The organism is Streptomyces sp. NBC_00086 (assembly GCF_026343255.1).
In the GTDB taxonomy this organism is placed as follows: domain Bacteria; phylum Actinomycetota; class Actinomycetes; order Streptomycetales; family Streptomycetaceae; genus Streptomyces.
Genome location: NZ_JAPELZ010000001.1, coordinates 2,893,324 through 2,915,485, shown reverse-complemented (window position 1 = coordinate 2,915,485; position 22,162 = coordinate 2,893,324). Strand labels below are relative to the sequence as shown.

Genomic DNA, 22,162 nt, shown 5'->3' with positions numbered 1-22,162 from the left:
GTGGTGCGTCCGGGTGGCGGCCCGGACGGCAGGGCGGTCAGCGCTTCTCGGCCGTGCCCGGCAGCGCCAGCTCGAACCAGACGACCTTGCCGCTGCTGAGCCGGGTGGCACCCCAGCGGCGGGCCATCCGGTTCACCAGGAACAGGCCGCGGCCGCCCTCGTCGTCGTCCCGCGCCCGGCGCTGGCGCGGCAGCTGCGGGGAGTCGTCGCCGACCTCGCAGCGCAGTACGTCCGTCCGCAGGAGGCGCAGGGTCACGGGCCGCTCGGCGTACCGCACGGCATTCGTGACGACCTCGCTGACCAGCAGCTCCAGCGAGTCCTCCAGCTCCTCCAGCCCCCAGCGCGCCAGCGCGCGGCGGGCGAACCGGCGGGCCCGGCCCGGAGCGGTCTCCTCCGGGTCCAGGAACCAGTACGCCACGTCGCTGGGCGCGATCCCGTCGAACCGGGCCGCGAGCAGCGCGATGTCGTCGTCCCGGTCACCGGGGCCGAGCATGTCCAGGATGTCGTCGCACAGCGCCTCCAGCGGCGGCGGGTGATCCAGGCCCGTCAGCTGCGCGGTGGTGGCGAGGCGTTCGCGGAGCTGCTCGATGCCGGTCCAGACGTCGCGCAGCCGGGACTCGACGAGGCCGTCGGTGTACAGCACGAGGGTGGCCCCGGCCGGGGCGTCCAGCTCCACGGCCTCGAAGTCCACGCCGCCGACGCCGATGGGGGCGCCCGGGGGCACGCGCAGCACCTCGGCGCGGCCGCCCAGGTGCAGCAGGACCGGCGGTGGGTGGCCGGCGTTGGCGATGGTGATCCGGTGCGAGACCGGGTCGTAGACGGCGTAGAGACAGGTGGCCATCCGGTCGGAGCCCAGGCGCTGCGCCTGCTCGTCCAGGTGGTGCAGGACCTCGGCGGGCGGCAGGTCGAGCTGCGCCAGCGTCTGGGCGGTCGTGCGGAGCTGTCCCATGATCGCGGCGGAGGTCATGGAGTGGCCCATGACGTCGCCGACGACGAGCGCGACCCGGCTGCCGGGCAGGGGTATGGCGTCGTACCAGTCGCCGCCGACCCGGGCCGTCTCGGCGGCGGGCAGGTAGCGGCTGGCGAGCCGGACCCCGGTGGGCTGGGGGAGGCTGTCGGGCAGCATCGTGCGCTGGAGCTCGTCGGCGATGTAGGCCTCGCGGCCGTAGAGCACGGCCTTGTCGATGCCCAGCGCGGTGTGGGTGGCCAGCTGGGCCGCGACCAGCAGGTCGTTCGTCTCGAAGGCGGGCCGCTCCGGGGTGCGCAGGAACACCGCCGCGCCGATGACGCGGCGGCGGCCCCGCAGCGGGGCCAGGATGGCCCGCTGGCCGCGCGGGACCGGGTGGTCGGCGCCCAGCAGCTCCGGCAGGGCGGCGCGGGCGGCGGCGGAGGACCCGAAGACGGGCCGTACGCCGCGCAGCACCTCGGCCAGCGCCCCGCCGGGGCGGATCTCGCACAGCTCGGCCGCGGGCAGGTCACCCTGCGGGCCGACCAGGGCGAGCTGGCTGAAGTCGAGCTCGCCGTCGGGCGTCATCGCCCCGGCGATGCCGGCCGCGGCTCCCGTGAACTCGTCGATCGGCCGGAGCCGGTCGGTTCGGCGGAGCCTTAAAACGACCGGTCCGACGGGCCGCTCGTCGCCGACGGGGAGGGGATCGCGCAGGTAGACGAGGATCGCGTCGGAGAAGGTGGGCACGGTGGCCCGGCACAGGCCGAGCACGATCTCGTCGAGGTCGATCCCGCGCGCGATCCGCCGGGTGGCGGCTCCGACGAACCGCAGCCGGTCGCCTTCCCGCCGCGCGATGGTCGCGTCGACCCCGATGCCGCTGACGGGCCCGGACGCGGAGCCGGACCCGCCGGCGCCCTGTCCAGACGCGCCGCCGGCCCGGGCCGTCGCCTCTCGGGCGGCTTCGCCGTCGCGGCTGCGCGCTCCGCCGGCCGCGGTGGCCGCGGCCTCGTCACGGCCGGCCCGGACCCGGGCCGCGCCCTGGCCGGGCGCGGCAGCGGCATCGCCGGGCTCCGCGGCACCGTCGGAGGCGGACGGTGCCTCCGCCGTGCCGCGGGGTCGGGGCAGGTCCGCGGCCTGGGGCTGCGCATGCGTGCGCACGGCCTCGGCCGCCGGGAGCGGGGCCTTGCCGTGGCCCAGTTCCTCCGTGCCGTGGCCGGGCTCGTCCGTCCGACCGCCGGAGGCAACCGGCTGGGGGCCCTCCTGAGAGGTGGGGTACTCCGTCACGCGTGGCATTCCGTCCGTTTGCGCTCGATGTGCGCTGCACTCAACTCGGTCAGTCGCGGTATACCCGCTCAGCGGCGGGGACACCATCACCCCGCGTTTCCGCGTCCCGCTCGTTACCTCTCGTTATCGCGTCGGCCTAGGTCAAATGCTGTTCTGCTGGCGACATTTGACCGCCGACACCCCGGCGGAGGACGATCCTACGATTGCACCCCGGGGGCGCATCAAGGGTCTCATGAGGTCATATGCGCCGGGGTGCGGTCCCAGTCCTCCGGCAGGGACGGTACGCCCCAGGCCGGGTCCGGTCGCCAATCCTGCCAGCCTTCGCAGAACGGCGGACCCCAGGCCCGGATCACGTCCACCGCCGCGCGCCCGGCTTCCCGTACGCGCCCGGCCTGTTCCGGGTCCATCAGGCCGGACCGCTGGGCCTGCGCGAACTCGTCCTCGTCCAGCCACTTCCAGGTGCGGTCCGGGTAGACGGCGATGTCGAGGAAGTGGTCCACGGAGTCCACCCCGCCGGCCCACCGCGACAGGGGCTCCTCCAGATTCACGTACCAGTTCTTGAGCCGCCAGCCCGGCCCCCAGAACAGCCACACCGACCAGGGGTCCCCGGGCCGTGCCAGCTTCAGCACGCCCGCCCCGAACCAGCGCGACCGTACGGTGGTCCGCGGCGCGGTGTACCGGGTGGCGAGCGGCTCCTCGTGGACCGGGGTCCCGTCGGCTAGCACCGGCTTGACGCACTCGGTCCCGGGGGCCATCCACACCGCGAGCAGCTCGTCGGTGTCCCTGACCACGGTCACGGGCCGGCAGATGTGGACGGCGCCCTTCGTGCCGGGCGCGTGATCGCGGTAGCGCCAGAGGATCTGCTCCCCGGGCGCCCAGCGGACGCCCTCGGCGGCGCCCCGCTCCGCACCCCGCGGCGCACTGCGTGCCGAGCCGCGTGCCGAGCTCCGCGCACTGCCGCCCCCGCGGCCTCCGGTACCTGTCATGGGCAGATCTTAGGGCGGGGGTCCCGGGGATCGCCGCGCTGCAGGTCACCGAGGTGCCCGGGGGCGGGAAACGACCGGATCCGGACCCCGGGACGGGGCGGCCCGGCCGGGGTCAGGGGTGGGTCATCCGCAGCACGTCCAGTGCTTCGTCGAGCTGCTCCAGGGTGAGGTCGCCGCGCTCCACGTAGCCCGACTCCAGGACGACCTCCCGGATCGTCTTGCGCTCGGCGAGGGACTTCTTGGCGACCTTGGCGGCCTCCTCGTAGCCGATGTACCGGTTCAGCGGGGTCACCACGGAGGGCGAGGACTCGGCGTACTCCCTGGCCCGGGCCGTATTGGCGGTGATTCCGTCCACGGTGCGGTCGGCCAGCAGGCGGCTCACGGAGCCCAGCAGCCGGATGGACTCCAGCAGGTTGCGGGCCATCACGGGGAGCATCACGTTGAGCTCGAAGTTGCCCGCGGCGCCCGCCACGGCGACCGCCGCGTCGTTCCCCATCACCTGGGCGGCGACCATCAGCGCGGCCTCCGGGACGACCGGATTGACCTTTCCGGGCATGATCGAGGACCCCGGCTGGAGATCCGGGAGATTGATTTCGGCCAATCCCGTGCGCGGGCCCGAGGCCATCCAGCGCAGGTCGTTGCAGATCTTGGTGAGTGATACGGCGACCGTACGGAGCATTCCGGACGTCTCTACGAGTGCGTCCCGGGCTCCCTGGGCCTCGAAGTGGTCCCGGGCCTCGGTCAGCGGCAGTCCCGTCGCCGCGGCCACCTCGGTGATCACGGCCGCGGAGAACCCGGGCGGGGTGTTGATCCCGGTGCCCACGGCGGTCCCGCCCAGCGGCAGTTCGGCCAGCCGGGGCAGGGCCGCGCGCAGCCGCTCGACGCCGTAGCGGAGCTGGACCGCGTACCCGCCGAACTCCTGGCCCAGGGTGACCGGGGTGGCGTCCATCAGGTGCGTCCGGCCGGCCTTGACCACCTGGGAGAACTCGGCGGACTTGCGCTCCATCGCGCCGGCCAGGTGCTCCAGGGCGGGGATGAGCTCGCCGGTGACGGCGGCCGTGGCGGCGATGTGGATGGAGGACGGGAAGACGTCGTTGGAGCTCTGGGAGGCGTTGACGTGGTCGTTGGGGTGCACGGCGCGGCCGAGCCGCTCGGTGGCCAGGGTGGCGATCACCTCGTTGGCGTTCATGTTGGACGAGGTGCCGGAACCCGTCTGAAACACGTCGACGGGGAACTGATCGTCCCAGCGGCCCTCGGCGACCTCGCCGGCCGCCGAGACGATCGCGGCGGCGATGTCCTCGTCGACCACGCCGAGCCGGGCGTTGACGGCGGCGGCCGCGGCCTTGATCCGGGCCAGCGCCTCGATGTGGGCGCGCTCCAGGCGCAGTCCGGAGACGGGGAAGTTCTCGACCGCGCGCTGGGTCTGAGCTCGCCATTTGGCGTGTGCGGGGACGCGTACGTCGCCCATGGAGTCGTGCTCGATCCGGAACGCCTCGGGGGCGTCGCCGGGCTGCTGATCTTCGGTCATCTGTGGTGCCTCCTCAAAAAGTTGAGCAATTGTCTTGTTCGGACTGTTCCCAACTCGCCTACCGGCCAGTAAATACCGGGGGTAACACCGAGATCGGGGAGGCGTTCATGGCACGTGCCCGTACACAATCAAGGATCAGACTCAGATCTACCTTCGCCGCCGTCGCGGCGGCGGCGGCCGCCCTCGGGGGCGTCACCGCCATCACCCCCATGGCCCACGCGTCGACCGGCGCGGGGCCCTCCGCGGCTGCCGCGGCCACATCCCTCACGCCCGAACTGGAGGCCATCCGGGCCGCCGAGGCCGTCAAGATCTACGGCGACTCCGCGATCCGCCCGCTCGCGGACCGCAAGACCGGCCTGATCTCGCTCGGCGACAGCGAGATCTCGGGCGAGGGCGTCGGCAACTACGACCCCGCCACCAACACCCCGTCCAACCAGTGCCACCGCTCGCCCGACGCGGCGATCCACCGCACCGGCATCGCGGCCGACTACACCTTCAACGCGGCCTGCTCCGGCGGCTACACGGGCAACATCAAGATCGGCGGCAGCAAGCAGTACGCCGACGAGCTGGTGCAGAGCGACAGCCTGGCCATCAAGGCCCGCAACACCAAGATCAAGATGGTGCTGCTCGTCGCCGGGGCCAACGACGACCTGCAGTTCGGTCCGGTCATGACCGACTGCGTCACCCGCTGGGTGCTCAGCCAGGGCACCTGCGAGCCGAAGTACGGTCCGGGATGGCAGGCACGCGTCGACGGGCTGAAGCCCAAGGTGCAGTCGACGATCGGCGACCTGAAGTCTGTCATGCGCGACGCCGGCTACGCCGACTCCGACTACAAGCTGGTCGTGATGGGCTACCCCAGCCCGATCGGCCCCGACTTCTACGACAACCCCGACTTCCCCGGCAAGCTCCCGGGCGGCTGCGCCGGCTACGACTCCGACGCGGCCTGGGGCCGCAACTACGCGGTGCCCACCTTCGAGAAGGGGATGCGCGCGGCCGCCCTCGCCGCGGGCGCCACCTACCTCGACAACTCGCGGCTCTTCCAGGGCCACGAGGTCTGCATGGAGGACAGCTGGGCCCGCGGCCTCTACCTCGACCTCGGGGACCACTTCCCGTGGGACGAGAACACCGCCCGCCAGTCCTTCCACCCCAACTACCGCGGCCACGGCGCCTTCGCGTCCTGTCTGACCCAGTTCTACTCCTCCGGCCTGCGCGAGGCTTCCTGCGCCGACCCGGCGAGCACCGGCACCCCCGTCCTGCAGGCCGGGGCCTGGGACGACCTGTACAAGCCGCTGAAGAACGAGGCGACGGGCAACTGCGTCGACTCCAACGGCGGCGCCAGCGCCAACAACACCAAGATCCTGGGCTGGGACTGCCACGGCGGCCGCAACCAGGGCTGGTGGTACGACTCCGCGAAGAAGTCCCTGCACATCGAGCTCACCCACGACCGCTGCCTGGACGCACCGGGCGCCACCTACGGCGGCGGCACCGCGCTGATCATCTGGAACTGCCACGGCGGCGCCAACCAGCAGTTCGTCCGCGACGGAGCCACCTTCCGGCCCGCCGCCGCCCCGGGCATGTGCCTGACGGTGGCCGCGGCCCACGAGCCGCTGCGCCTGCAGACCTGCAACGGCTCGGCCAACCAGCGCTTCGCGTAGCCCCCTGCGGACTCGGACCCGTACCCCCGTGGGTCCGATGATCCGGACGACCCCCACGCCCGGCCGGCGCACCCCGGCCGGGTCCTCATGGGCTCACATGTCGAGCAGCAGCTTGCGCACGTCCCGGGGCCGGTTGGTGATGAGCGTGTCCACGCCCAGGCGGATGCACAGCTCCACGTCCTCGGGCTCGTCCACGGTCCACACGCGCACCCGGAGCCCCTTCGCCTTCAGCCGGGCCACCAGCCCCGGATCCCGCCGTACGAGCTCGATGCCCGGGCCCGCGTGGGTGGCGTACGGGGGCCGGACCGGCCGGACCCTGTGCTCGATCAGGTACACGGCGGGCAGCCCCGGCGCGAGGCGGTGCATCCGGGTCAGCGCGGTCCGGGAGAAGCTCATCACCTCGACGCGGCCCGTGGAGCCGTCGGCGAGCCCGTACTCCCCGAGCAGTCGCACGAGCTCGGCCTCCAGCCGGCCGCCCGCGCGGGTGGGGTGCTTGGTCTCGACGGCCAGCCCGACGGGATACGGCGCGGCCAGCGCCTCCTTGACCAGGTCCTCGAAGAGCAGCACCCGGGCCCCGGCGTGCCCGGACCCCTTCCACGCCCCGAAGTCGAGGGCGCGCAGCTCCTCGTACGTCATCTCGGAGACGACCCCTCGCCCGTCGGAGGTCCGCTCGACCCGCCGGTCGTGCACACAGACCAGCCGGTGGTCGGCGGTCAGCCGTACGTCGCATTCGAGCGCGTCGGCCCCGTCGGCGATGGCCTGCCGGTAGGCCTCGATGGTGTGCTCGGCATGCTCGTGGGAGGCTCCGCGATGAGCGATGACCCGCGTGGCGCGGGCCGGGGGGGAGGTGGGTCGTCGCTGCCATACGGAAATCCTTGCAAACCGGGGTGAACGCGCTGGTGCGGGGTCGTGTCCCCGACGTTAACCGGATGCGGTGGCCCTACCGGGCAGGGCAGGGTGTCGCCATGCCGGAGCCGATGGCGGGATTCACGTACTGCGAGCCCTGCCCGCGCTGTGTCTTCCACGCGTGGCAGCTGATCGAGCGGGGCCGGCTGCTGTGGAGGTCCGAGTGGGAGTGCGACACCTGCGGCTTCGGAGCCCCGGACACGTGCAACCTCGACGAAGGGCCGGGCAGGCCACCGGAGCATGTCCGCGCGGCCGTGGTGGAGGCCGAGGGCACGGTCCTGCTCCAGGTGGGCGGCGCCCGCAGCGCGGCCCTGAAGGCCTTCCGCGACGAGCTCGGCCTGACGATGCAGGAGCTCCTGGCCGCCGTCCGCGACGGCTACCGCGCCACCCCTGTGGAGGCCCGCCACCTGATGGCCCTCCTCCAGGAGTCCGGCGGCCTCGGTGGGCCGGGTGTTACTGCGCCTCCGCCGCTGTGATGATGTCGTCGAGGCGCTTGGCTTCGCTCTCCAGGGTCTTCTGCTCCTCCTTGAGCTTCTCGGTGTTCTGCGCGATCTGGGTCTGCTGGTACGCGGTCTCCACCGTCACCCAGGTGCCGACGATGTTGGACTCCTTGCCGCAGGTCCAGGAGGCCACCGCCGTCTCGATCTCGTCCGGAGTGGCCTTCGGGGCGCTCCACTTCGGGTCGCCGATCGCGTCGAACGGACCCTTGTAGGCGCTGTAGCCCTTGGCGGCCATGCAGCCGGCCCACTGCTTCTCGGCGGCGGTCACCCGCGGATCCTTCTTGGCGGTCTCGAAAGAGCGCGCCTTGATCGCCGCGGCGGTCTCGGCGTGTCCGGCGCGGGCCTCGCCGCCGTTCGCGAGGTTGCGCTGGGACTCCTTGGCGCAGCCGCCCTCGGGCACCTTCATCCCGTTGTACGTGGTCAGGGGCTCGCCGCTGCCCTCCTTCATGCCGCGCAACACCTCCACGACAGCGGTCGGCTGGCGCACCATCTGGTCGCTGGTGAAGGCGCGGGGGTCACCCTGGGGCATGTGGAAGCCGTACTTCTGGGCGATGTCGAGCGAGGCGGGGGTGCCGTAGCGGCGGATGTGCGCGGAGCCCTGGACGACCGTCGAGGCGGGCAGTTGCTTCTGCTGCAGGCCGAAGCGGGAGAGGCACCGCTTGTTCAGCAGGTTGAGGGCCTGCCCGGTCCGTACGATCTGGTCGTCGGACACATCGTAGGCGTCGATCGGAAGGACCAGGCCGATCGTGGCGTCCCTCGCCTCGACCTTGCCGTCCTCGGGAACCCCGCTCTGCTCCCCGGCGGGCTGCGTCGCCCGGTCGCTCCCGGCCTTCTCGCCGCCGGAGCTGCAGGCGGTGGCGGTGAGGACCGCGAGAAGGGCCGCGGCCAGCCGGGGAGCGGAACGAGTCGTGATCATGGAGAGCCACCCTTGCGTGATCCCTGGAGTGCGTCAAGGGTCTCGCTCGGTCAACTCGCATACAGAACAGCGAATTGACGATGCGTCACACCATCCGGGGCGGGCGGGGCATCCGCCCGCCCCGGATGGGTGAACCGCTACGCCAGGCCCGGGCCGCGGACCGGGATGTGGGTGAAGGTGGGCTCCGGGGCGGGGTTCTGGAAGAAGTCGTTGCCCTTGTCGTCGACCACGATGAAGGCCGGGAAGTCCTCGACCTCGATCTTCCAGACGGCCTCCATGCCGAGCTCCTCGTACTCCAGGACCTCGACCTTCTTGATGCAGTCCTGGGCCAGGCGCGCCGCGGGGCCGCCGATGGAGCCGAGGTAGAAGCCGCCGTGCGCGCCGCACGCGTCGGTGACCTGCTGGGAGCGGTTGCCCTTGGCCAGCATGACCTTGGAGCCGCCCGCGGCCTGGAACTGCTCGACGTAGGAGTCCATGCGGCCGGCCGTGGTCGGGCCGAAGGAGCCGGACGCGTAGCCCTCGGGGGTCTTCGCGGGGCCCGCGTAGTAGACCGGGTGGTCCTTCAGGTACTGCGGCATCTCCGCACCGGAGTCGAGGAGTTCCTTGATCTTGGCGTGCGCGATGTCGCGGGCCACGACCAGCGGGCCGGTCAGGGAGAGGCGGGTCTTGACCGGGTGCTTGGTGAGGGTGGCGAGGATGTCGTCCATCGGCTGGTTGAGGTCGATGGAGACCACGTCCGCGGAGTCGTTCAGGTGCTCGTCCGTCGTTTCCGGGAGGAAGCGCGCCGGGTCCCGCTCCAGCTGCTCCAGGAAGACGCCCTCGGCGGTGATCTTCGCGGTGGCCTGGCGGTCCGCGGAGCAGGAGACGGCGATCGCGATCGGCAGGGACGCGCCGTGGCGGGGGAGGCGCACGACGCGGACGTCGTGGCAGAAGTACTTGCCGCCGAACTGCGCGCCGATGCCGATCCGCTGGGTCAGCTCGAAGACCTGCTGCTCCAGGGCCTCGTCGCGGAAGCCGTGGCCCAGGGGGGAGCCCTCGGTGGGGAGCTCGTCCAGGTAGTGGGCGGAGGCGTACTTCGCGGTCTTGAGCGCGTGCTCCGCCGAGGTGCCGCCGACCACGATCGCCAGGTGGTACGGCGGGCAGGCGGCCGTGCCGAGCGAGCGGATCTTCTCTTCCAGGAACTTCATCATGGAGGCCTCGTTGAGGACCGCCTTGGTCTCCTGGTAGAGGAAGGACTTGTTGGCGGAGCCGCCGCCCTTGGCCATGAAGAGGAACTTGTACGCGCCGCCGTCGGTCGCGTACAGCTCGATCTGCGCGGGCAGGTTCGAGCCGGTGTTCTTCTCCTCCCACATGGTCACCGGGGCCATCTGCGAGTAGCGCAGGTTCAGGCGGGTGTACGCGTCGAAGATGCCGCGGGACAGGGCCGCCTCGTCGCCGCCCTCGGTGAGGACGTTCTGGCCGCGCTTGCCCATCACGATCGCCGTGCCCGTGTCCTGGCACATCGGCAGGACGCCGGCCGCCGCGATGTTCGCGTTCTTCAGCAGGTCGAGGGCGACGAACTTGTCGTTCGCGCTGGCCTCGGGGTCGTCGATGATCCGGCGCAGCTGCGCGAGGTGCGCGGGGCGCAGGAAGTGCTGGATGTCGTGGATGGCCTCTTCGGCGAGCTTGCGCAGCGCCTCCGGCTCGACCTTGAGGAACGTGCGGCCGTCGGCCTCGAAGGTCGAGACGCCTTCGGAGGTCACCAGGCGGTACGGGGTGGAGTCCTCGCCCAGGGGCAGCAGGTCGGTGTACGCAAACTCTGGCATGACGGCAGTCATTCCCTCACTCGGCAGACGGCGCTGACGACCGTTTGGCAGCGCGGTATCCAGCGTAGGACCTCTTCCGGCGGCTTTTGTTGTGAGGTAAGGCTCACTGGTCAGTATCGCGATCTATCGTGTCTCGCTATGCTGGGGCGCGTGGACCTGGAAAAGCAGCCCCCCTCCGTACCGGCCCCCGCGCCGGCCCCCGCGCTGCGCGCCTCCGACGCGGACCGGGACCGGATCGCGCAGATCCTCGCCGACGCCGTCGCCGAGGGCCGGCTGACCCCCGAGGAGCACTCGGAGCGACTCGACTCGCTGTACGTGCTGAAGACGGTCGCCGAGCTGGACGTGCTCGTACGGGACCTGCCCGCTCCCGGCGCCGGGACCCGGCAGGAGGCGGCGCCCTATGCCGTGGGCGCCCCCGCCGGCGCCCCGGTCGAGACGATCGTGGCCGTGTGCAGCAGCTCCTCCCGCAAGGGGCGCTGGCGGCCGGGCGCGCACACCCGCGCGGTCTCCGTCATGGGCGACATCAGCATCGACCTGACCCAGGCGGTCTTCGAGCAGCAGGTCACCGAGATCAACGTGACCAGCATCCTCGGCAACGTCGAGATCCTGGTCCCGGAGAACGTCACCCTGCGCGGCTACGGCAGCGGGGTCCTCGGCAACTTCGAGGTGCGCGGCGACGGGCACGGCGAGACCGACCCGCAGGCCCCGGTCGTGATCGTCCGCGGCTTCGCGCTGCTGGGCAACATCGAGGCCCGCCCCAAGCTCGGCGCCCGCCTCGTGGACCTGGCGAACAGGCTCCGCAAGAGCTGGGAAGGCCGGTAGGGCGAGCCGCGGGCGTACGTGCCCCGGGGCGGGTCCGCTGATCGGGACGGAAGGCCGACACGCTGGCAACTTGCTCTGGAACCAGCCCCCTTGGCCGGTAGTTGCTCGTAGGGTCGGCCCATGACCGCATCCAAGTGGGACCTGCTCGACCAGGCGTACGACGCCCTGCGCTCCGTCGCCGTCGCCGTACCGGCCGATGCCCTGAACGCGCCGACGCCGTGCGATCAGTGGAATGTCAGCCAAGTGCTCCAGCACGCGGCGGGCGACCAGCTCGCCTACGCGGGCCGCCTCACCGGCGGCCCGGGACCGGCCGAGGACCCCTTCGCACCCACGGGCACCCTGACCGGCAGCCCCGCCGAACTGCTGGCGCCCGCCCTCGACGCGGCCGCCGAGGCCTTCGCTGGGGTCGAGCCGGGCACCGCCGAGGTGGCCGTCCCGCTGCCCCCGTTCACCCTCGACGCCGAGACCGCGGTCGCCGCTGCCGCCCTCGACGCGGCCGTGCACGCCTGGGACCTCGCGGTCGCCACCGGCCAGGCTTCCCCGCTGACCCCCGCCCTCGCGGCGGCCCTGAGCCCGGCCGCCCGGGTGCTCGCCGAGCCGCTGCGCGGGTTCGCGTACGGCCCGGCGCTCACCCCCGCACCCGATCCGGACGCCGATCCGGCCGGTGCGCTGCTCGCCTACCTCGGCCGGCGCCCCGACTGGACGCCGTCGCGCGCGTGACGTCCGGGTGACGGGAGCGCGGCCGGGCGGGGGCGCTCCGGGCCGGGCCGGGCGGGAGCACCTTTCGGTCGAACCGGCCGGATCGGCGGCACACGGTGCATAGGGGCGCGCGCAGCGGGTAGGGACAGGTGCGTCGCCTCTCGCTCGCGTATACGTCGTCAGGAGTAGACCGTGCCGCATCCGCCGCGCCAGTCCCTGCAGGTAGCCGCCGTCCAGAGTCTTCAGGGGCGCCCGGCGGCGGTCGTGCCGAAGCCTCGGGTGCCGGCCAGGGAAGAGGACGGTCCATGGCACGCGGACGCGGTGTGCCGGCGCGACGAGGCCGGGCTCTTCTTCGCCCCCTCCAAGGAGCCGACCGCCGCCCGGCTCTCCCGTGAGGACGCCGCCAAGCGGGTCTGTGCCCGCTGCCCCGTCATGGTCGCCTGCCGGGAGCACGCGCTGATCCAGCCCGAGCCCTACGGAGTCTGGGGCGGGCTGACGGCCGCCGAGCGCCGGGTGGTGCTGGCCCGCCGGCGGCGCCGGGCGGGGGAGCTGCGCGAAGCCTCGTAGGCCGCCGACGGCGGCGCAGGCATACGGAAGGGGCGCCCCCGCCGCACGCGGGAGCGCCCCTTCCGTGATGCCGTGCCGTCGTCCGCGGCCTACTTGGCGCGGTCGAAGTCGATCGCGCTGTACGCGCGGAGCTTCGAGAGGCGGTGGGTCGAGTCGATCTGCCGGATCGTGCCCGACTTCGAGCGCATGACCAGCGAGGAGGTCGTCGCGGTCTCCGAGCGGTAGTGGACGCCGCGCAGCAGCTCGCCGTCGGTGATGCCGGTGGCGACGAAGAACACGTTGTCGCCGGAGACCAGGTCGTCCGTGAACAGGACGCGGTCCAGGTCGTGGCCCGCGTCGATCGCCTTCTGGCGCTCGGCCTCGTCCTTGGGCCACAGCTTGCCCTGGATGGTGCCGCCCATGCACTTGATGGCGCAGGCCGAGATGATGCCCTCGGGGGTGCCGCCGATGCCGAGCAGCAGGTCGATGCCGCTGTCCTCCGTGACGGCCAGGACCGAGCCGGCGACGTCTCCGTCGGAGATGAACTTGATGCGCGCGCCGGTCTCGCGGATCTCCTTGACGATGCCCTCGTGGCGGGGGCGGTCGAGGATGATCACCGTGACGTCCTCCACGGCCATGTTCTTGGCCTTGGCGACGCGGCGGATGTTGACGGAGACCGGGGCGTTGATGTCGACGAAGTCGGCGGCCTCGGGACCGGTGACCAGCTTCTCCATGTAGAACACCGCGGACGGGTCGAACATGGTGCCGCGGTCGGCGGCCGCCAGAACGGCGATGGCGTTCGGCATGCCCTTGGCGTTCAGGGTGGTGCCGTCGATGGGGTCCACGGCGATGTCGACCTCGGCACCGGTGCCGTCGCCGACCCGCTCGCCGTTGAAGAGCATCGGGGCTTCGTCCTTCTCGCCCTCGCCGATGACGACGACGCCGTTCATCGAAACGGTGGAGATCAGGGTGCGCATCGCGTTGACGGCGGCACCGTCGGCGCCGAGCTTGTCACCGCGCCCGACCCAGCGGCCCGCGGCCATGGCGGCGGCCTCGGTGACCCGTACGAGTTCCAGGGCGAGGTTGCGGTCGGGTGCCTCCGGAGAGACTTCGAGCTGGGGCGGCAGGTTGTGCTCGGTCATCGGAGCGCACCTTTCTGTACGGCGACGGCCGGGAGTGAGGGTCCCTGGACTCTATCGGTACGTCGACATATTGAGCAGACCGGGTCACGTATGAGCGCCATATCGGTCAGCCGATTGTCCTGAGCGGACATCTTGCGCCGCCGGGGGCGCGCCATGGCGACCCCGGCGGTGATCGCCCCGGGCCATGCGGGACGATGGTGTCGTGGCAGGTATGAAGGGCAAGCAGACGGTCGTGGACATGATCCGGTCGCTGGCGGTGATCGGGCTCGTGGTCGGGGGGATCTATTTGGTCATCCCACATGACGAGAAGGCCGATCCGACGAAGGTGGTCGACTACCGCGTCGAAAGCCTCACGGCCCGGCGCGCGGCCCCGTACCCCGTGGCGGTGCCCGTCGGGCTGCCGCCCGAGTGGCGGGCGACCTCGGTCGGGTACGCGCGCAAGGACGCCAGCGCCTGGCACCTGGGCTTCCTGGACCCGGCGCAGCAGTACGTGGCGGTGGAGCAGTCCGCGGACGCCTCGGACAGGTACATCGGCAAGGTCACCCGGAAGGCGACGGCCACCGGGGAGACCCAGCAGGTCGGCGACCAGGTCTGGGAGCGCTGGGACGGCGAGAAGTACGACGCCCTCGTGCGCAAGGAGCAGGGCTACGTCACGGTGGTGACCGGGACGGCCTCCTTCGATCAGCTGGGCGCGATGGCCGCGGCGCTGGAGTTCAAGCAGGGTTCGTGAAGCAGGACGCGAAAAGGCCGCGCTCCCCGGGATTCCGGGGAGCGCGGCCTTTTGCGTTCACTGCCTGCGGGGCTGGGCTCAGACGGTCGTGATGACCTGGTCGAACTCCAGGCGCGGGGAGCGCGGGAACCAGGCGTCCTCGCCCGGCTTGCCGATGTTGATGACCATCAGCGGGGTGTGGTCGCCGTCCAGGAACTCCTTCTGGATGCCGGCGAAGTCCAGGCCGGTCATCGGGCCGGCGGCCAGGCCGGCGGCGCGGACGCCGATGATGAAGTACGCGGCCTGCAGGGCGGAGTTGACCAGCGCGGACTGCTCGCGGACCGGGCGCTCGGAGAAGAAGGCGTCCTTGGCCTGCGGGAAGTGGGGGAGCAGCTGCGGGAGCTCCTCGTGGAACTCGTTGTCCGCGGACAGGATCGCGACCAGCGGGGCGGCGGCGGTCTTGGCCTGGTTGCCCTCGGCCATGTGCTTCACGAGGCGCTCGCGGGCCTCGGGGGAGCGGACCAGGGTGATGCGCAGCGGCGTCTGGTTGAAGGCGGTCGGGCCGAACTTCACCAGGTCGTAGATCGCCTGGACCTGCTCCTCGGTCACCGGCTCGTCGGAGAACGTGTTGGCGGTGCGGGCCTCGCGGAAGAGGAGGTCCTGAGCGGCGGCGTCGAGAACGAGAGACATCGGAAAGCCTTCTTCTGTGCGGGACTGCTGAAGCGATGTCCTGAGACTACGACGCAAGTAGATGAAAATTCAACTAAATATCTCGGCAGGTGAGCGGGATCACTCCCCGTCGGCCCCCTCCGCCGCCTCGCGCGCCGCCAGCGCCGAGTCCAGCCGGGCGCGGGCCCCCTCCAGCCAGTGGCGGCACACCTTCGCGAGCTCCTCGCCGCGCTCCCAGAGCGCGAGGGAGTCCTCCAGCGAGGTGCCGCCGGCCTCCAGCTTGCGGACGACCTCGATCAGCTCGTCCCGGGCCTGCTCGTACCCCAGCGCCGTATCGGTCTCGGCCATTCCCGCTCCCACCTTAACTCCGAAGATCAACAAATTGTTGCGACAGTGTGTCGCGTTTCGGGCCCCCTGCGCGGGGCCCTATGCGGGCCCTATGCGGAGTCCTCCGCGACCTCCACCGAGAACGCGCCCTCCGCCACCCGCGCCCGCAGCACGTCGCCCGCCGACACGTCCTCGGGCGAGCGCACCACGTGCCCGTCGGCCCGCTGCAGCACCGCGTACCCGCGCTCCAGCGTGGCGGCCGGGGACAGCGCCACCACGCGGGCGAGGGTGTGCGCCAGCTCCGAATCGGCCCGGTCCAGCAAGTGCCCCAGGGTCCGGCGGCCGCGCGCCAGCAGCGCGTCCACCTCCGCCTCCCGGGTCTCCACCATCCGCTGGGGGTGGACGAAGACCGGCCGCGCGAGCGCGTGCGCGAGGCCGCGCTCCTCCCGGTCGAGCAGCCCGCGCACCGCGCGCAGCCCCCGGCCCTGCAGCTGGCGCACCCGCTCCAGCTCCTCGCCCACGTCCGGGACCACCTTCTTCGCCGCGTCCGTGGGCGTGGACGCCCGCAGGTCCGCGACCAGGTCCAGCAGCGGGGAGTCCGGCTCGTGCCCGATCGCCGAGACCACGGGCGTACGGGCCGCCGCGACGGTCCGTACGACCTCCTCGTCGGAGAAGGGCAGCAGGTCCTCCACGCTGCCGCCGCCGCGCGCCACGATGATCACGTCCACCTCTGGCATGGAGTCCAGCTCCTTGACCGCCTGGATCACCTGGGGCACCGCGTGCACCCCCTGGACGGCCACGTTGCGGACCTCGAAGCGGACCGCCGGCCACCTGCGCCGGGCGTTCTCCAGGACGTCGCGCTCGGCCGCCGAGGCCCGCCCCACCACCAGCCCGATCAGCTGCGGCAGGAACGGCAGCGGCTTCTTGCGGTCCAGCGCGAAGAGCCCCTCGGAGGCGAGGGAGCGCTTGAGCCGCTCCAGCCGGGCGAGCAGCTCGCCGATGCCCACGGGCCGTATCTCGGTGGCCCGCAGGGACAGCTGCCCGCGCGGGGCGTACCACTCGGGCTTGGCGAGCACGACGACGCGCGCGCCCTCCGTCACGGAGTCCGCGACCTCGTCGAAGACCTGCCGGTAGCAGGTCACGCTCAGGGAGATGTCGTGCGAGGGATCGCGCAGCGTCAGGAAGACCACCCCCGCTCCCGGCCGCCGCGAGAGCTGCGTGATCTGCCCTTCCACCCATACCTGACCGAGCTTGTCGATCCAGCCCCCGATGAGCCGGGACACCTGACCGACCGGCAGCGGCGCGTCAGCCGACGAATTCAGACCCATGCACGCAGGCTAACCGCCCGCACCGACACCGGCGTCGGGCCGGGAGCCCTCGCCGTGCCCGCGTCGCCCCCGCTGGGCCACCAGGACGCCCAGGCCCACCAGCAGCCACACCGCCCCCACGAGTTGCGCCGTCCAGGAGGCCTCGACGATCACCGCGATGGTCACGGCGGCGCCGATGACCGGGATCACCAGGTGCTTGAACCAGTTCGGAGCCCCCTCGCGGCGCTTGACCACGAACCAGCCCACCACCGAGGCGTGCAGCAGGGTGAAGGCCACCAGCGCCCCGATGTCGACCACCGAGACCAGGTGGTCCAGCCCGTCGTCGCGCCGGGCCGCCCACACGGCCGCGATCATGGTGACCGTCGCCGCCAGCAGCAGGGCCGACCGCGGGGTCCCGTGCGAGGTGCGGGCGAGGAACCGCGGCAGCCGCCGCTCGCGGGCCATCGCGAAGAGCAGCCGGCCCGCCGCGGCCTGCCCGGCCAGCGCGGCGAAGGCGGCCCCGATGGCCTTGCTGATCGCGACCAGGTCGTGCAGCCACATCCCCACGGAGGCCTCGACGGTCGTGTAGAAGGCCGCGCCCTGCTTCCCCGGGTCGGCCGCCAGCTCCGCCGCCGACAGGGGGCTGAGGAGGGCCGCCAGGTAGGTCTGGGCGACGAACAGCACGCCGGTGAGCGCCAGGCAGAACAGCACCGCCCGCGCCACCTTCGCGCTGCCGCCGGTGACCTCCTCGGCGAAGGAGGCGATGGCGTCGAAGCCCAGGTAGGACAGGACCGCCACCGAGACCGCACCCAGCACGGCGGCCGTGGAGAACCCGCCGAGCGAGCCGTCCCCGGTGAAGGGGGAGAGCCAATCCCGGTGCGCCGCGCCCCGGACCAGTACGGTCACCGCCGAGACCAGGAACACCAGCAGGACCGCGATCTCCATGGCCAGCACGGCGAAGCCCACGCGCGCGGCGGTCCGTACGCCCCACAGGTTGAGCGCGGTGGTCACGACCACCGCCAGGGCCGTCCACACCCACCGGGAGACCTCCGGGACCAGGGCGTTCATGGCGATGCCGGAGAAGAGGTAGGCGACCGCCGGGATCAGCAGGTAGTCCAGCATCGCCATCCAGCCGGCGATCAGCCCGGGACCCTCGCCGAGGCCCTTGCGGGCGTACGTGAACACGGAGCCGGCCTGCGGGGCCACGCGCACCATCTGCGCGTAGGAGAAGGCCGTGAAGGCCATGGCCACCGTCGCGACGAGGTAGACGAGGGCGACGGCGCCGTGTGATTTGGCGTCGAGGGTGCCGAAGACGCCGACCGGGGCCATGGGGGCGATGAAGAGCAGCCCGTAGACCACCAGGTCCCGGAATCCGAGACTGCGGCGCAGCGAGGTGCCGGGCGCGGCGGAGGGTCCGCCGGACGGGCCGCCGGACGAGCCGGGCGGGCCGGGCGGCGTACTGGGATCCGTCGCGGACGCCATCTTTCCTCCGGAGGTAAGGCAGGTGCGGATGTTCGACCCAGTTTGTGCCGAACGGGCGACCCCCGGCCTCCTGGACACCCCCGTACGATGGAGCCCATGACTGCTGACGCCCCCGCTCCCGCATCCCGCCGCGTTCTCCTCGCCGCCCCGCGCGGCTACTGCGCGGGCGTGGACCGAGCCGTGATCGCCGTCGAGAAGGCTCTCGAACAGTACGGCGCGCCCGTCTACGTGCGGCACGAGATCGTCCACAACAAGTACGTCGTGCAGACCCTGGAGCGGAAGGGAGCCATCTTCGTCGAGAAGACGGAGGAGGTCCCCGAGGGCTCCATCGTGATGTTCTCCGCGCACGGCGTGGCCCCCGTGGTGCACGAGGAGGCGGCGCGCGGCAAGCTCGCGACGATCGACGCGACCTGCCCGCTGGTCACCAAGGTCCACAAGGAAGCGATCCGCTACGCGAACGAGGACTTCGACATCCTCCTCATCGGCCACGAGGGCCACGAGGAGGTCGTCGGCACCTCCGGCGAGGCCCCGGACCACATCACCATCGTGGACGGCCCGCACGACGTGGAGAAGGTCACCGTCCGCGACGAGTCGAAGGTCGTGTGGCTGTCGCAGACCACCCTCTCCGTCGACGAGACGATGGAGACGGTCGACGCCCTGAAGACCAAGTTCCCGCTGCTCGTCTCGCCGCCCAGCGACGACATCTGCTACGCCACCTCGAACCGCCAGGAGGCGGTGAAGGTGATGGGCAAGGACTGCGACCTGGTCATCGTCGTCGGCTCCAAGAACTCCTCGAACTCCATCCGCCTCGTCGAGGTCGCCCTCGACGCGGGCGCGAAGGCCTCGTACCTCGTGGACTTCGCGAGCGAGATCGACGAGGCCTGGCTCCAGGGCGTCACCACCGTCGGTCTGACCTCGGGCGCCTCGGTGCCGGAGGTGCTGGTCGAAGAGGTGCTGGAGTGGCTGGCCGTGCGCGGGTACGCGGACGTGGAGATCGTCAAGACGGCCGAGGAGTCCATCGTCTTCTCCCTGCCCAAGGAACTGCGCCGGGACCTGCGCGCGGAGGCGGCGGAGCTCGTGGCGGTTCCGGATGCGGCTTCGGATGCGGCTTCGGGCGCTTCGGGCGTACAGAAGTAGGCATCTCCCCGGCAGGGCGCTCCGGCGGGTCTTTTCGTACGGTGAGTCCATGGAGATCTTCGGCGTGGACATCGGCGGTTCCGGGATCAAGGGCGCTCCCGTGGACCTGAACCGTGGCGACCTGGCGCAGGAGCGCCACAAGGTACTGACACCGCAGCCGGCCACCCCCGACGGGGTGGCCGGCTGCGTCGTCGAGGTGGTGCGCCACTTCGACTGGGACGGCCCGGTGGGGGTCACCTTCCCCGGGGTGGTCACGGGCGGGGTGACCCGGTCGGCGGCCAACATGGACAAGGCCTGGGTCGGTGTGGACACGGCGGCGCTGCTCTCCGCGCGCCTCGACGGCCGTGCGGTGACGGTCCTGAACGACGCGGACGCGGCCGGGGTCGCGGAGATGGCCTACGGGGCGGGGCGCGGGGTCGACGGCACGGTCATCCTGCTCACGCTGGGCACCGGGATCGGCAGCGCGCTCTTCACGGGCGGGCACCTGGTGCCCAACAGCGAGCTGGGCCACCTGGAGCTGAAGGGCCACGACGCGGAGACGCGGGCCTCGGTGAAGGCGAAGGACGACGGGGACCTGACCTGGGAGCGCTGGGCGCACCGGGTGGGGAAGTACCTGGCACACGTGGAGATGCTGTTCTCCCCGGACCTCTTCATCATCGGCGGCGGCGTGAGCCGCAAGCCGGAGAAGTTCCTGCCGCTGATCGAGGGCGTCCGGGCACGGATCGTGCCGGCGGAGCTGCAGAACAACGCGGGCATCGTGGGCGCGGCGATGGCGGCGCGCTCGGCGTCGCCGAAGTAGCTGCCTTCCCCTCCCTTCCCTCCCCGCTCAGGCGACGCGGCGGGGCATCCGGCGGCGGCCGATGAGGACGGCCTTGCGCACCACCGCGATCAGCGCGGCCACGAGCGTGCCGGCGTACAGCCAGCCGGCGTGCAGGGACAGCGCGGACACCAGCCCCATCACCTCGCCGGCGAAGCCGCCGGAGCCGCCCGACACGGGCCACACTCCGGCGGCGAAGGCGATCGGGGCGGTGATCGGCGCGGTGATGAGGTCGGCGGGGCGCACCCACAGGGCGGTGGCGGCCGCGACGGGCAGGAAGAACAGGCCGTAGAGGAACAGCGAGGCGTCGAACAGCAGCCAGTCGAGGCCGCCGATCAGGAACATCGCGGCGCAGGCGAAGAGCCCGCCGCCGATCCCGGTCAGCCGGGGCCGCGGCAGTCTGCGTACCGTTGCGGGCGCTCGCTGGGGGGACCGCTCGGCAGACCGCTCGGCAGACCGCTCCGCTGGGTGACGTTCCGTACGCGCCTTGTATCGCTCCACCCCCCAAAACTAGGCGGGGAGGCCTCCGATCGCGTGCCCGGACACGCGTACATCCGTGCCCCCTCATCGGAAAGTAAACTGCTCCTTGGCCCACTCCGGGCCGCCGCCCCCTCCAGCTACGGGAAGTCGCCAACGTGTCGCTCACGATCGGAATCGTCGGCCTGCCGAATGTCGGCAAGTCGACCCTGTTCAACGCCCTGACCAAGAACGACGTGCTGGCGGCCAACTACCCGTTCGCCACGATCGAGCCGAACGTCGGCGTCGTCGGCGTTCCGGACGCCCGCCTCGGCGTCCTGGCCGGCATCTTCGGTTCCGCCAAGCTCCTCCCGGCGACGGTCGACTTCGTCGACATCGCGGGCATCGTGCGCGGTGCGTCGGAGGGCGAGGGCCTCGGCAACAAGTTCCTCGCGAACATCCGCGAGTCGGACGCGATCTGCCAGGTCATCCGCGCCTTCAAGGACGAGAACGTCGTCCACGTCGACGGCAAGGTCTCGCCGAAGGACGACATCGAGACCATCAACACCGAGCTGATCCTCGCGGACCTCCAGTCCATCGAGAAGGCGGTGCCGCGCCTGACGAAGGAGTCCCGCCTCCAGAAGGAGAAGGTCGCGGTCCTGGCGGCCGTCGAGAAGGCCACGAAGATCCTCGAAGCGGGCGACACCCTCTTCTCGCACGGCATCACGAAGGGCACGGAGCAGGGCGACCTCCTCCACGAGCTGCACCTTCTCACGGTCAAGCCGTTCCTCTACGTCTTCAACGTCGACGAGGACGAGCTGACGGACGACGCCTTCAAGGCCGAGCAGAGCGCGCTGGTGGCCCCGGCCGAGGCGATCTTCCTCAACGCCAAGCTGGAAGCGGAGCTCATCGAGCTCGAAGACGACGAAGCCCTGGAGCTCCTCCAGTCGGTCGGCCAGGAGGAGCCCGGCATGGCCACCCTCGGCCGCGTCGGCTTCGCCACCCTGGGCCTGCAGACCTACCTGACGGCCGGCCCGAAGGAAACCCGCGCCTGGACCATCAAGAAGGGCGCCACCGCCCCCGAGGCCGCCGGCGTGATCCACACCGACTTCCAGCGCGGCTTCATCAAGGCGGAGATCATCTCCTTCGAGGACCTGGTCGCCTGCGGCTCGGTCGCCGAGGCCCGCTCCAAGGGCAAGGCCCGCATGGAGGGCAAGGATTACATCATGCAGGACGGCGACGTGGTGGAGTTCCGCTTCAACGTGTAATCACCTCGTTGCCGCAAGTTGGCTAGCTTCGTCAAACGTGCAGGTCAGAAGGGGTCGGACTCGGGTGAGTCCGACCCCTTCTGCATCCCTGTGCCGACTTTTCAGCTGCTTCGGTGCGGCTGCCCCGCATCCGCCTCGGCGAGCGTCGGCGAGCGTCGCCGAGGCCAAGTGGCGGCCAACTCGCGGGTCAGTTCCGCCCAAGTCCCCTCGCGGATGCTGGGGCTCCGAAGTGTCGTGATACAGACCGCCGTTGTC

At 71.6% G+C, this 22,162-nt stretch carries 21 protein-coding genes; 9 read left to right on the top strand and 12 right to left on the bottom strand.

Annotation, left to right across the window (positions count from 1 at the left end; all coding sequences use genetic code 11):
* Window positions 1–37: 37 nt before the first annotated feature.
* From OG276_RS12730 to OG276_RS12720, 3 genes are all read right to left on the bottom strand, one after another.
* Window positions 38–2,230 carry an ATP-binding SpoIIE family protein phosphatase gene (locus tag OG276_RS12730; protein ID WP_266904948.1) on the bottom strand — a complete coding sequence of 731 codons (2,193 nt, stop codon included), beginning with the start codon at window positions 2,228–2,230 and terminating at the stop codon, window positions 38–40.
* Between the two features lie 230 nt (window positions 2,231–2,460).
* Window positions 2,461–3,216, bottom strand: coding sequence for a DUF402 domain-containing protein (locus OG276_RS12725; RefSeq protein ID WP_266904946.1), 756 nt, complete (start codon window positions 3,214–3,216; stop codon window positions 2,461–2,463).
* 112 nt (window positions 3,217–3,328) lie between these two features.
* On the bottom strand, window positions 3,329–4,744 hold the full coding sequence (locus tag OG276_RS12720; RefSeq protein WP_266904944.1) for an aspartate ammonia-lyase: 1,416 nt from the start codon (window positions 4,742–4,744) through the stop codon (window positions 3,329–3,331).
* Window positions 4,745–4,851: 107 nt separating this feature from the next.
* On the opposite strand from OG276_RS12720, the gene OG276_RS12715 reads away from it, so the two are divergent.
* Window positions 4,852–6,399 carry a ricin-type beta-trefoil lectin domain protein gene (locus OG276_RS12715; RefSeq protein ID WP_266904942.1) on the top strand — a complete coding sequence of 516 codons (1,548 nt, stop codon included), beginning with the start codon at window positions 4,852–4,854 and terminating at the stop codon, window positions 6,397–6,399.
* Between the two features lie 93 nt (window positions 6,400–6,492).
* On the opposite strand, the gene OG276_RS12710 is transcribed toward OG276_RS12715, so the two are convergent.
* Window positions 6,493–7,218, bottom strand: coding sequence for a glycerophosphodiester phosphodiesterase family protein (locus OG276_RS12710; RefSeq protein ID WP_323182408.1), 726 nt, complete (start codon window positions 7,216–7,218; stop codon window positions 6,493–6,495).
* 146 nt (window positions 7,219–7,364) lie between these two features.
* Between OG276_RS12710 and OG276_RS12705 the strand changes: the two genes are divergently transcribed.
* Window positions 7,365–7,781: a hypothetical protein gene (locus OG276_RS12705; RefSeq protein WP_266904940.1), complete on the top strand. Its 417-nt coding sequence runs from the start codon at window positions 7,365–7,367 to the stop codon at window positions 7,779–7,781.
* Here OG276_RS12705 and OG276_RS12700 read toward each other — a convergent pair.
* Window positions 7,759–8,721, bottom strand: a complete 963-nt coding sequence (locus OG276_RS12700) for a hypothetical protein (RefSeq protein WP_266904938.1) — start codon at window positions 8,719–8,721, stop codon at window positions 7,759–7,761. The genes OG276_RS12705 and OG276_RS12700 overlap by 23 nt on opposite strands.
* A gap of 137 nt (window positions 8,722–8,858) precedes the next feature.
* Window positions 8,859–10,526, bottom strand: coding sequence for a fumarate hydratase (locus OG276_RS12695; protein WP_266904936.1), 1,668 nt, complete (start codon window positions 10,524–10,526; stop codon window positions 8,859–8,861).
* Between the two features lie 150 nt (window positions 10,527–10,676).
* On the opposite strand from OG276_RS12695, the gene OG276_RS12690 reads away from it, so the two are divergent.
* The 3 genes from OG276_RS12690 to OG276_RS12680 all read left to right on the top strand — a co-directional run bounded on the left by OG276_RS12690 (window position 10,677) and on the right by OG276_RS12680 (window position 12,614).
* The gene (locus OG276_RS12690) at window positions 10,677–11,348 is read left to right on the top strand and encodes a DUF1707 domain-containing protein (protein ID WP_266904934.1); all 672 of its coding nucleotides are present in this window, start codon (window positions 10,677–10,679) and stop codon (window positions 11,346–11,348) included.
* 120 nt (window positions 11,349–11,468) lie between these two features.
* Window positions 11,469–12,068: a TIGR03086 family metal-binding protein gene (locus OG276_RS12685; protein ID WP_266904932.1), complete on the top strand. Its 600-nt coding sequence runs from the start codon at window positions 11,469–11,471 to the stop codon at window positions 12,066–12,068.
* A gap of 243 nt (window positions 12,069–12,311) precedes the next feature.
* Complete coding sequence (locus OG276_RS12680) at window positions 12,312–12,614, top strand: WhiB family transcriptional regulator (protein WP_254382915.1); 303 nt, start codon at window positions 12,312–12,314, stop codon at window positions 12,612–12,614.
* 89 nt (window positions 12,615–12,703) lie between these two features.
* Here OG276_RS12680 and glpX read toward each other — a convergent pair whose 3' ends face one another.
* Complete coding sequence (gene glpX / locus OG276_RS12675) at window positions 12,704–13,735, bottom strand: class II fructose-bisphosphatase (protein WP_243335787.1); 1,032 nt, start codon at window positions 13,733–13,735, stop codon at window positions 12,704–12,706.
* A 211-nt stretch (window positions 13,736–13,946) separates the two neighbouring features.
* Between glpX and OG276_RS12670 the strand changes: the two genes are divergently transcribed.
* Window positions 13,947–14,465, top strand: a complete 519-nt coding sequence (locus OG276_RS12670; protein ID WP_266912750.1) for a DUF4245 domain-containing protein — start codon at window positions 13,947–13,949, stop codon at window positions 14,463–14,465.
* A gap of 78 nt (window positions 14,466–14,543) precedes the next feature.
* Here the strand turns inward: OG276_RS12670 and OG276_RS12665 are convergent, their stop codons facing one another.
* The 4 genes from OG276_RS12665 to OG276_RS12650 all read right to left on the bottom strand — a co-directional run bounded on the left by OG276_RS12665 (window position 14,544) and on the right by OG276_RS12650 (window position 18,229).
* Window positions 14,544–15,134, bottom strand: a complete 591-nt coding sequence (locus OG276_RS12665) for a malonic semialdehyde reductase (protein WP_250742765.1) — start codon at window positions 15,132–15,134, stop codon at window positions 14,544–14,546.
* A gap of 99 nt (window positions 15,135–15,233) precedes the next feature.
* Window positions 15,234–15,461 carry an exodeoxyribonuclease VII small subunit gene (locus OG276_RS12660; protein WP_266904928.1) on the bottom strand — a complete coding sequence of 76 codons (228 nt, stop codon included), beginning with the start codon at window positions 15,459–15,461 and terminating at the stop codon, window positions 15,234–15,236.
* Between the two features lie 89 nt (window positions 15,462–15,550).
* Entirely contained in the window at window positions 15,551–16,768 is a 1,218-nt protein-coding gene (gene xseA / locus OG276_RS12655) for an exodeoxyribonuclease VII large subunit (protein WP_266904926.1), read from the bottom strand.
* A 9-nt stretch (window positions 16,769–16,777) separates the two neighbouring features.
* A complete protein-coding gene (locus OG276_RS12650) occupies window positions 16,778–18,229 on the bottom strand; it encodes an APC family permease (RefSeq protein WP_266904924.1) in 1,452 nt (483 codons plus the stop codon).
* A gap of 87 nt (window positions 18,230–18,316) precedes the next feature.
* On the opposite strand from OG276_RS12650, the gene OG276_RS12645 reads away from it, so the two are divergent.
* A complete protein-coding gene (locus OG276_RS12645) occupies window positions 18,317–19,366 on the top strand; it encodes a 4-hydroxy-3-methylbut-2-enyl diphosphate reductase (RefSeq protein ID WP_266904922.1) in 1,050 nt (349 codons plus the stop codon).
* A 49-nt stretch (window positions 19,367–19,415) separates the two neighbouring features.
* Window positions 19,416–20,165 carry a polyphosphate--glucose phosphotransferase gene (gene ppgK / locus OG276_RS12640; protein WP_266904920.1) on the top strand — a complete coding sequence of 250 codons (750 nt, stop codon included), beginning with the start codon at window positions 19,416–19,418 and terminating at the stop codon, window positions 20,163–20,165.
* A gap of 27 nt (window positions 20,166–20,192) precedes the next feature.
* Here ppgK and OG276_RS12635 read toward each other — a convergent pair whose 3' ends face one another.
* Complete coding sequence (locus OG276_RS12635; protein ID WP_266912748.1) at window positions 20,193–20,582, bottom strand: DUF6542 domain-containing protein; 390 nt, start codon at window positions 20,580–20,582, stop codon at window positions 20,193–20,195.
* A gap of 236 nt (window positions 20,583–20,818) precedes the next feature.
* Between OG276_RS12635 and ychF the strand changes: the two genes are divergently transcribed.
* Window positions 20,819–21,907, top strand: a complete 1,089-nt coding sequence (gene ychF, locus OG276_RS12630) for a redox-regulated ATPase YchF (RefSeq protein WP_266904918.1) — start codon at window positions 20,819–20,821, stop codon at window positions 21,905–21,907.
* The last annotated feature ends 255 nt before the right edge of the window (window positions 21,908–22,162 follow it).

Bases quoted from the DNA above. Each gene is read 5' to 3' on its own strand.
- OG276_RS12725 (WP_266904946.1), bottom strand. From the start codon at position 3,216: ATGACAGGTACCGGAGGCCGCGGGGGCGGCAGTGCGCGGAGCTCGGCA.
- OG276_RS12720 (WP_266904944.1), bottom strand. From the start codon at position 4,744: ATGACCGAAGATCAGCAGCCCGGCGACGCCCCCGAGGCGTTCCGGATC.
- OG276_RS12715 (WP_266904942.1), top strand. From the start codon at position 4,852: ATGGCACGTGCCCGTACACAATCAAGGATCAGACTCAGATCTACCTTC.
- OG276_RS12705 (WP_266904940.1), top strand. From the start codon at position 7,365: ATGCCGGAGCCGATGGCGGGATTCACGTACTGCGAGCCCTGCCCGCGC.
- OG276_RS12700 (WP_266904938.1), bottom strand. From the start codon at position 8,721: ATGATCACGACTCGTTCCGCTCCCCGGCTGGCCGCGGCCCTTCTCGCG.
- OG276_RS12695 (WP_266904936.1), bottom strand. From the start codon at position 10,526: ATGCCAGAGTTTGCGTACACCGACCTGCTGCCCCTGGGCGAGGACTCC.
- OG276_RS12685 (WP_266904932.1), top strand. From the start codon at position 11,469: ATGACCGCATCCAAGTGGGACCTGCTCGACCAGGCGTACGACGCCCTG.
- glpX (WP_243335787.1), bottom strand. From the start codon at position 13,735: ATGACCGAGCACAACCTGCCGCCCCAGCTCGAAGTCTCTCCGGAGGCA.
- OG276_RS12670 (WP_266912750.1), top strand. From the start codon at position 13,947: ATGAAGGGCAAGCAGACGGTCGTGGACATGATCCGGTCGCTGGCGGTG.
- OG276_RS12665 (WP_250742765.1), bottom strand. From the start codon at position 15,134: ATGTCTCTCGTTCTCGACGCCGCCGCTCAGGACCTCCTCTTCCGCGAG.
- OG276_RS12660 (WP_266904928.1), bottom strand. From the start codon at position 15,461: ATGGCCGAGACCGATACGGCGCTGGGGTACGAGCAGGCCCGGGACGAG.
- xseA (WP_266904926.1), bottom strand. From the start codon at position 16,768: ATGGGTCTGAATTCGTCGGCTGACGCGCCGCTGCCGGTCGGTCAGGTG.
- OG276_RS12650 (WP_266904924.1), bottom strand. From the start codon at position 18,229: ATGGCGTCCGCGACGGATCCCAGTACGCCGCCCGGCCCGCCCGGCTCG.
- OG276_RS12645 (WP_266904922.1), top strand. From the start codon at position 18,317: ATGGAGCCCATGACTGCTGACGCCCCCGCTCCCGCATCCCGCCGCGTT.
- ppgK (WP_266904920.1), top strand. From the start codon at position 19,416: ATGGAGATCTTCGGCGTGGACATCGGCGGTTCCGGGATCAAGGGCGCT.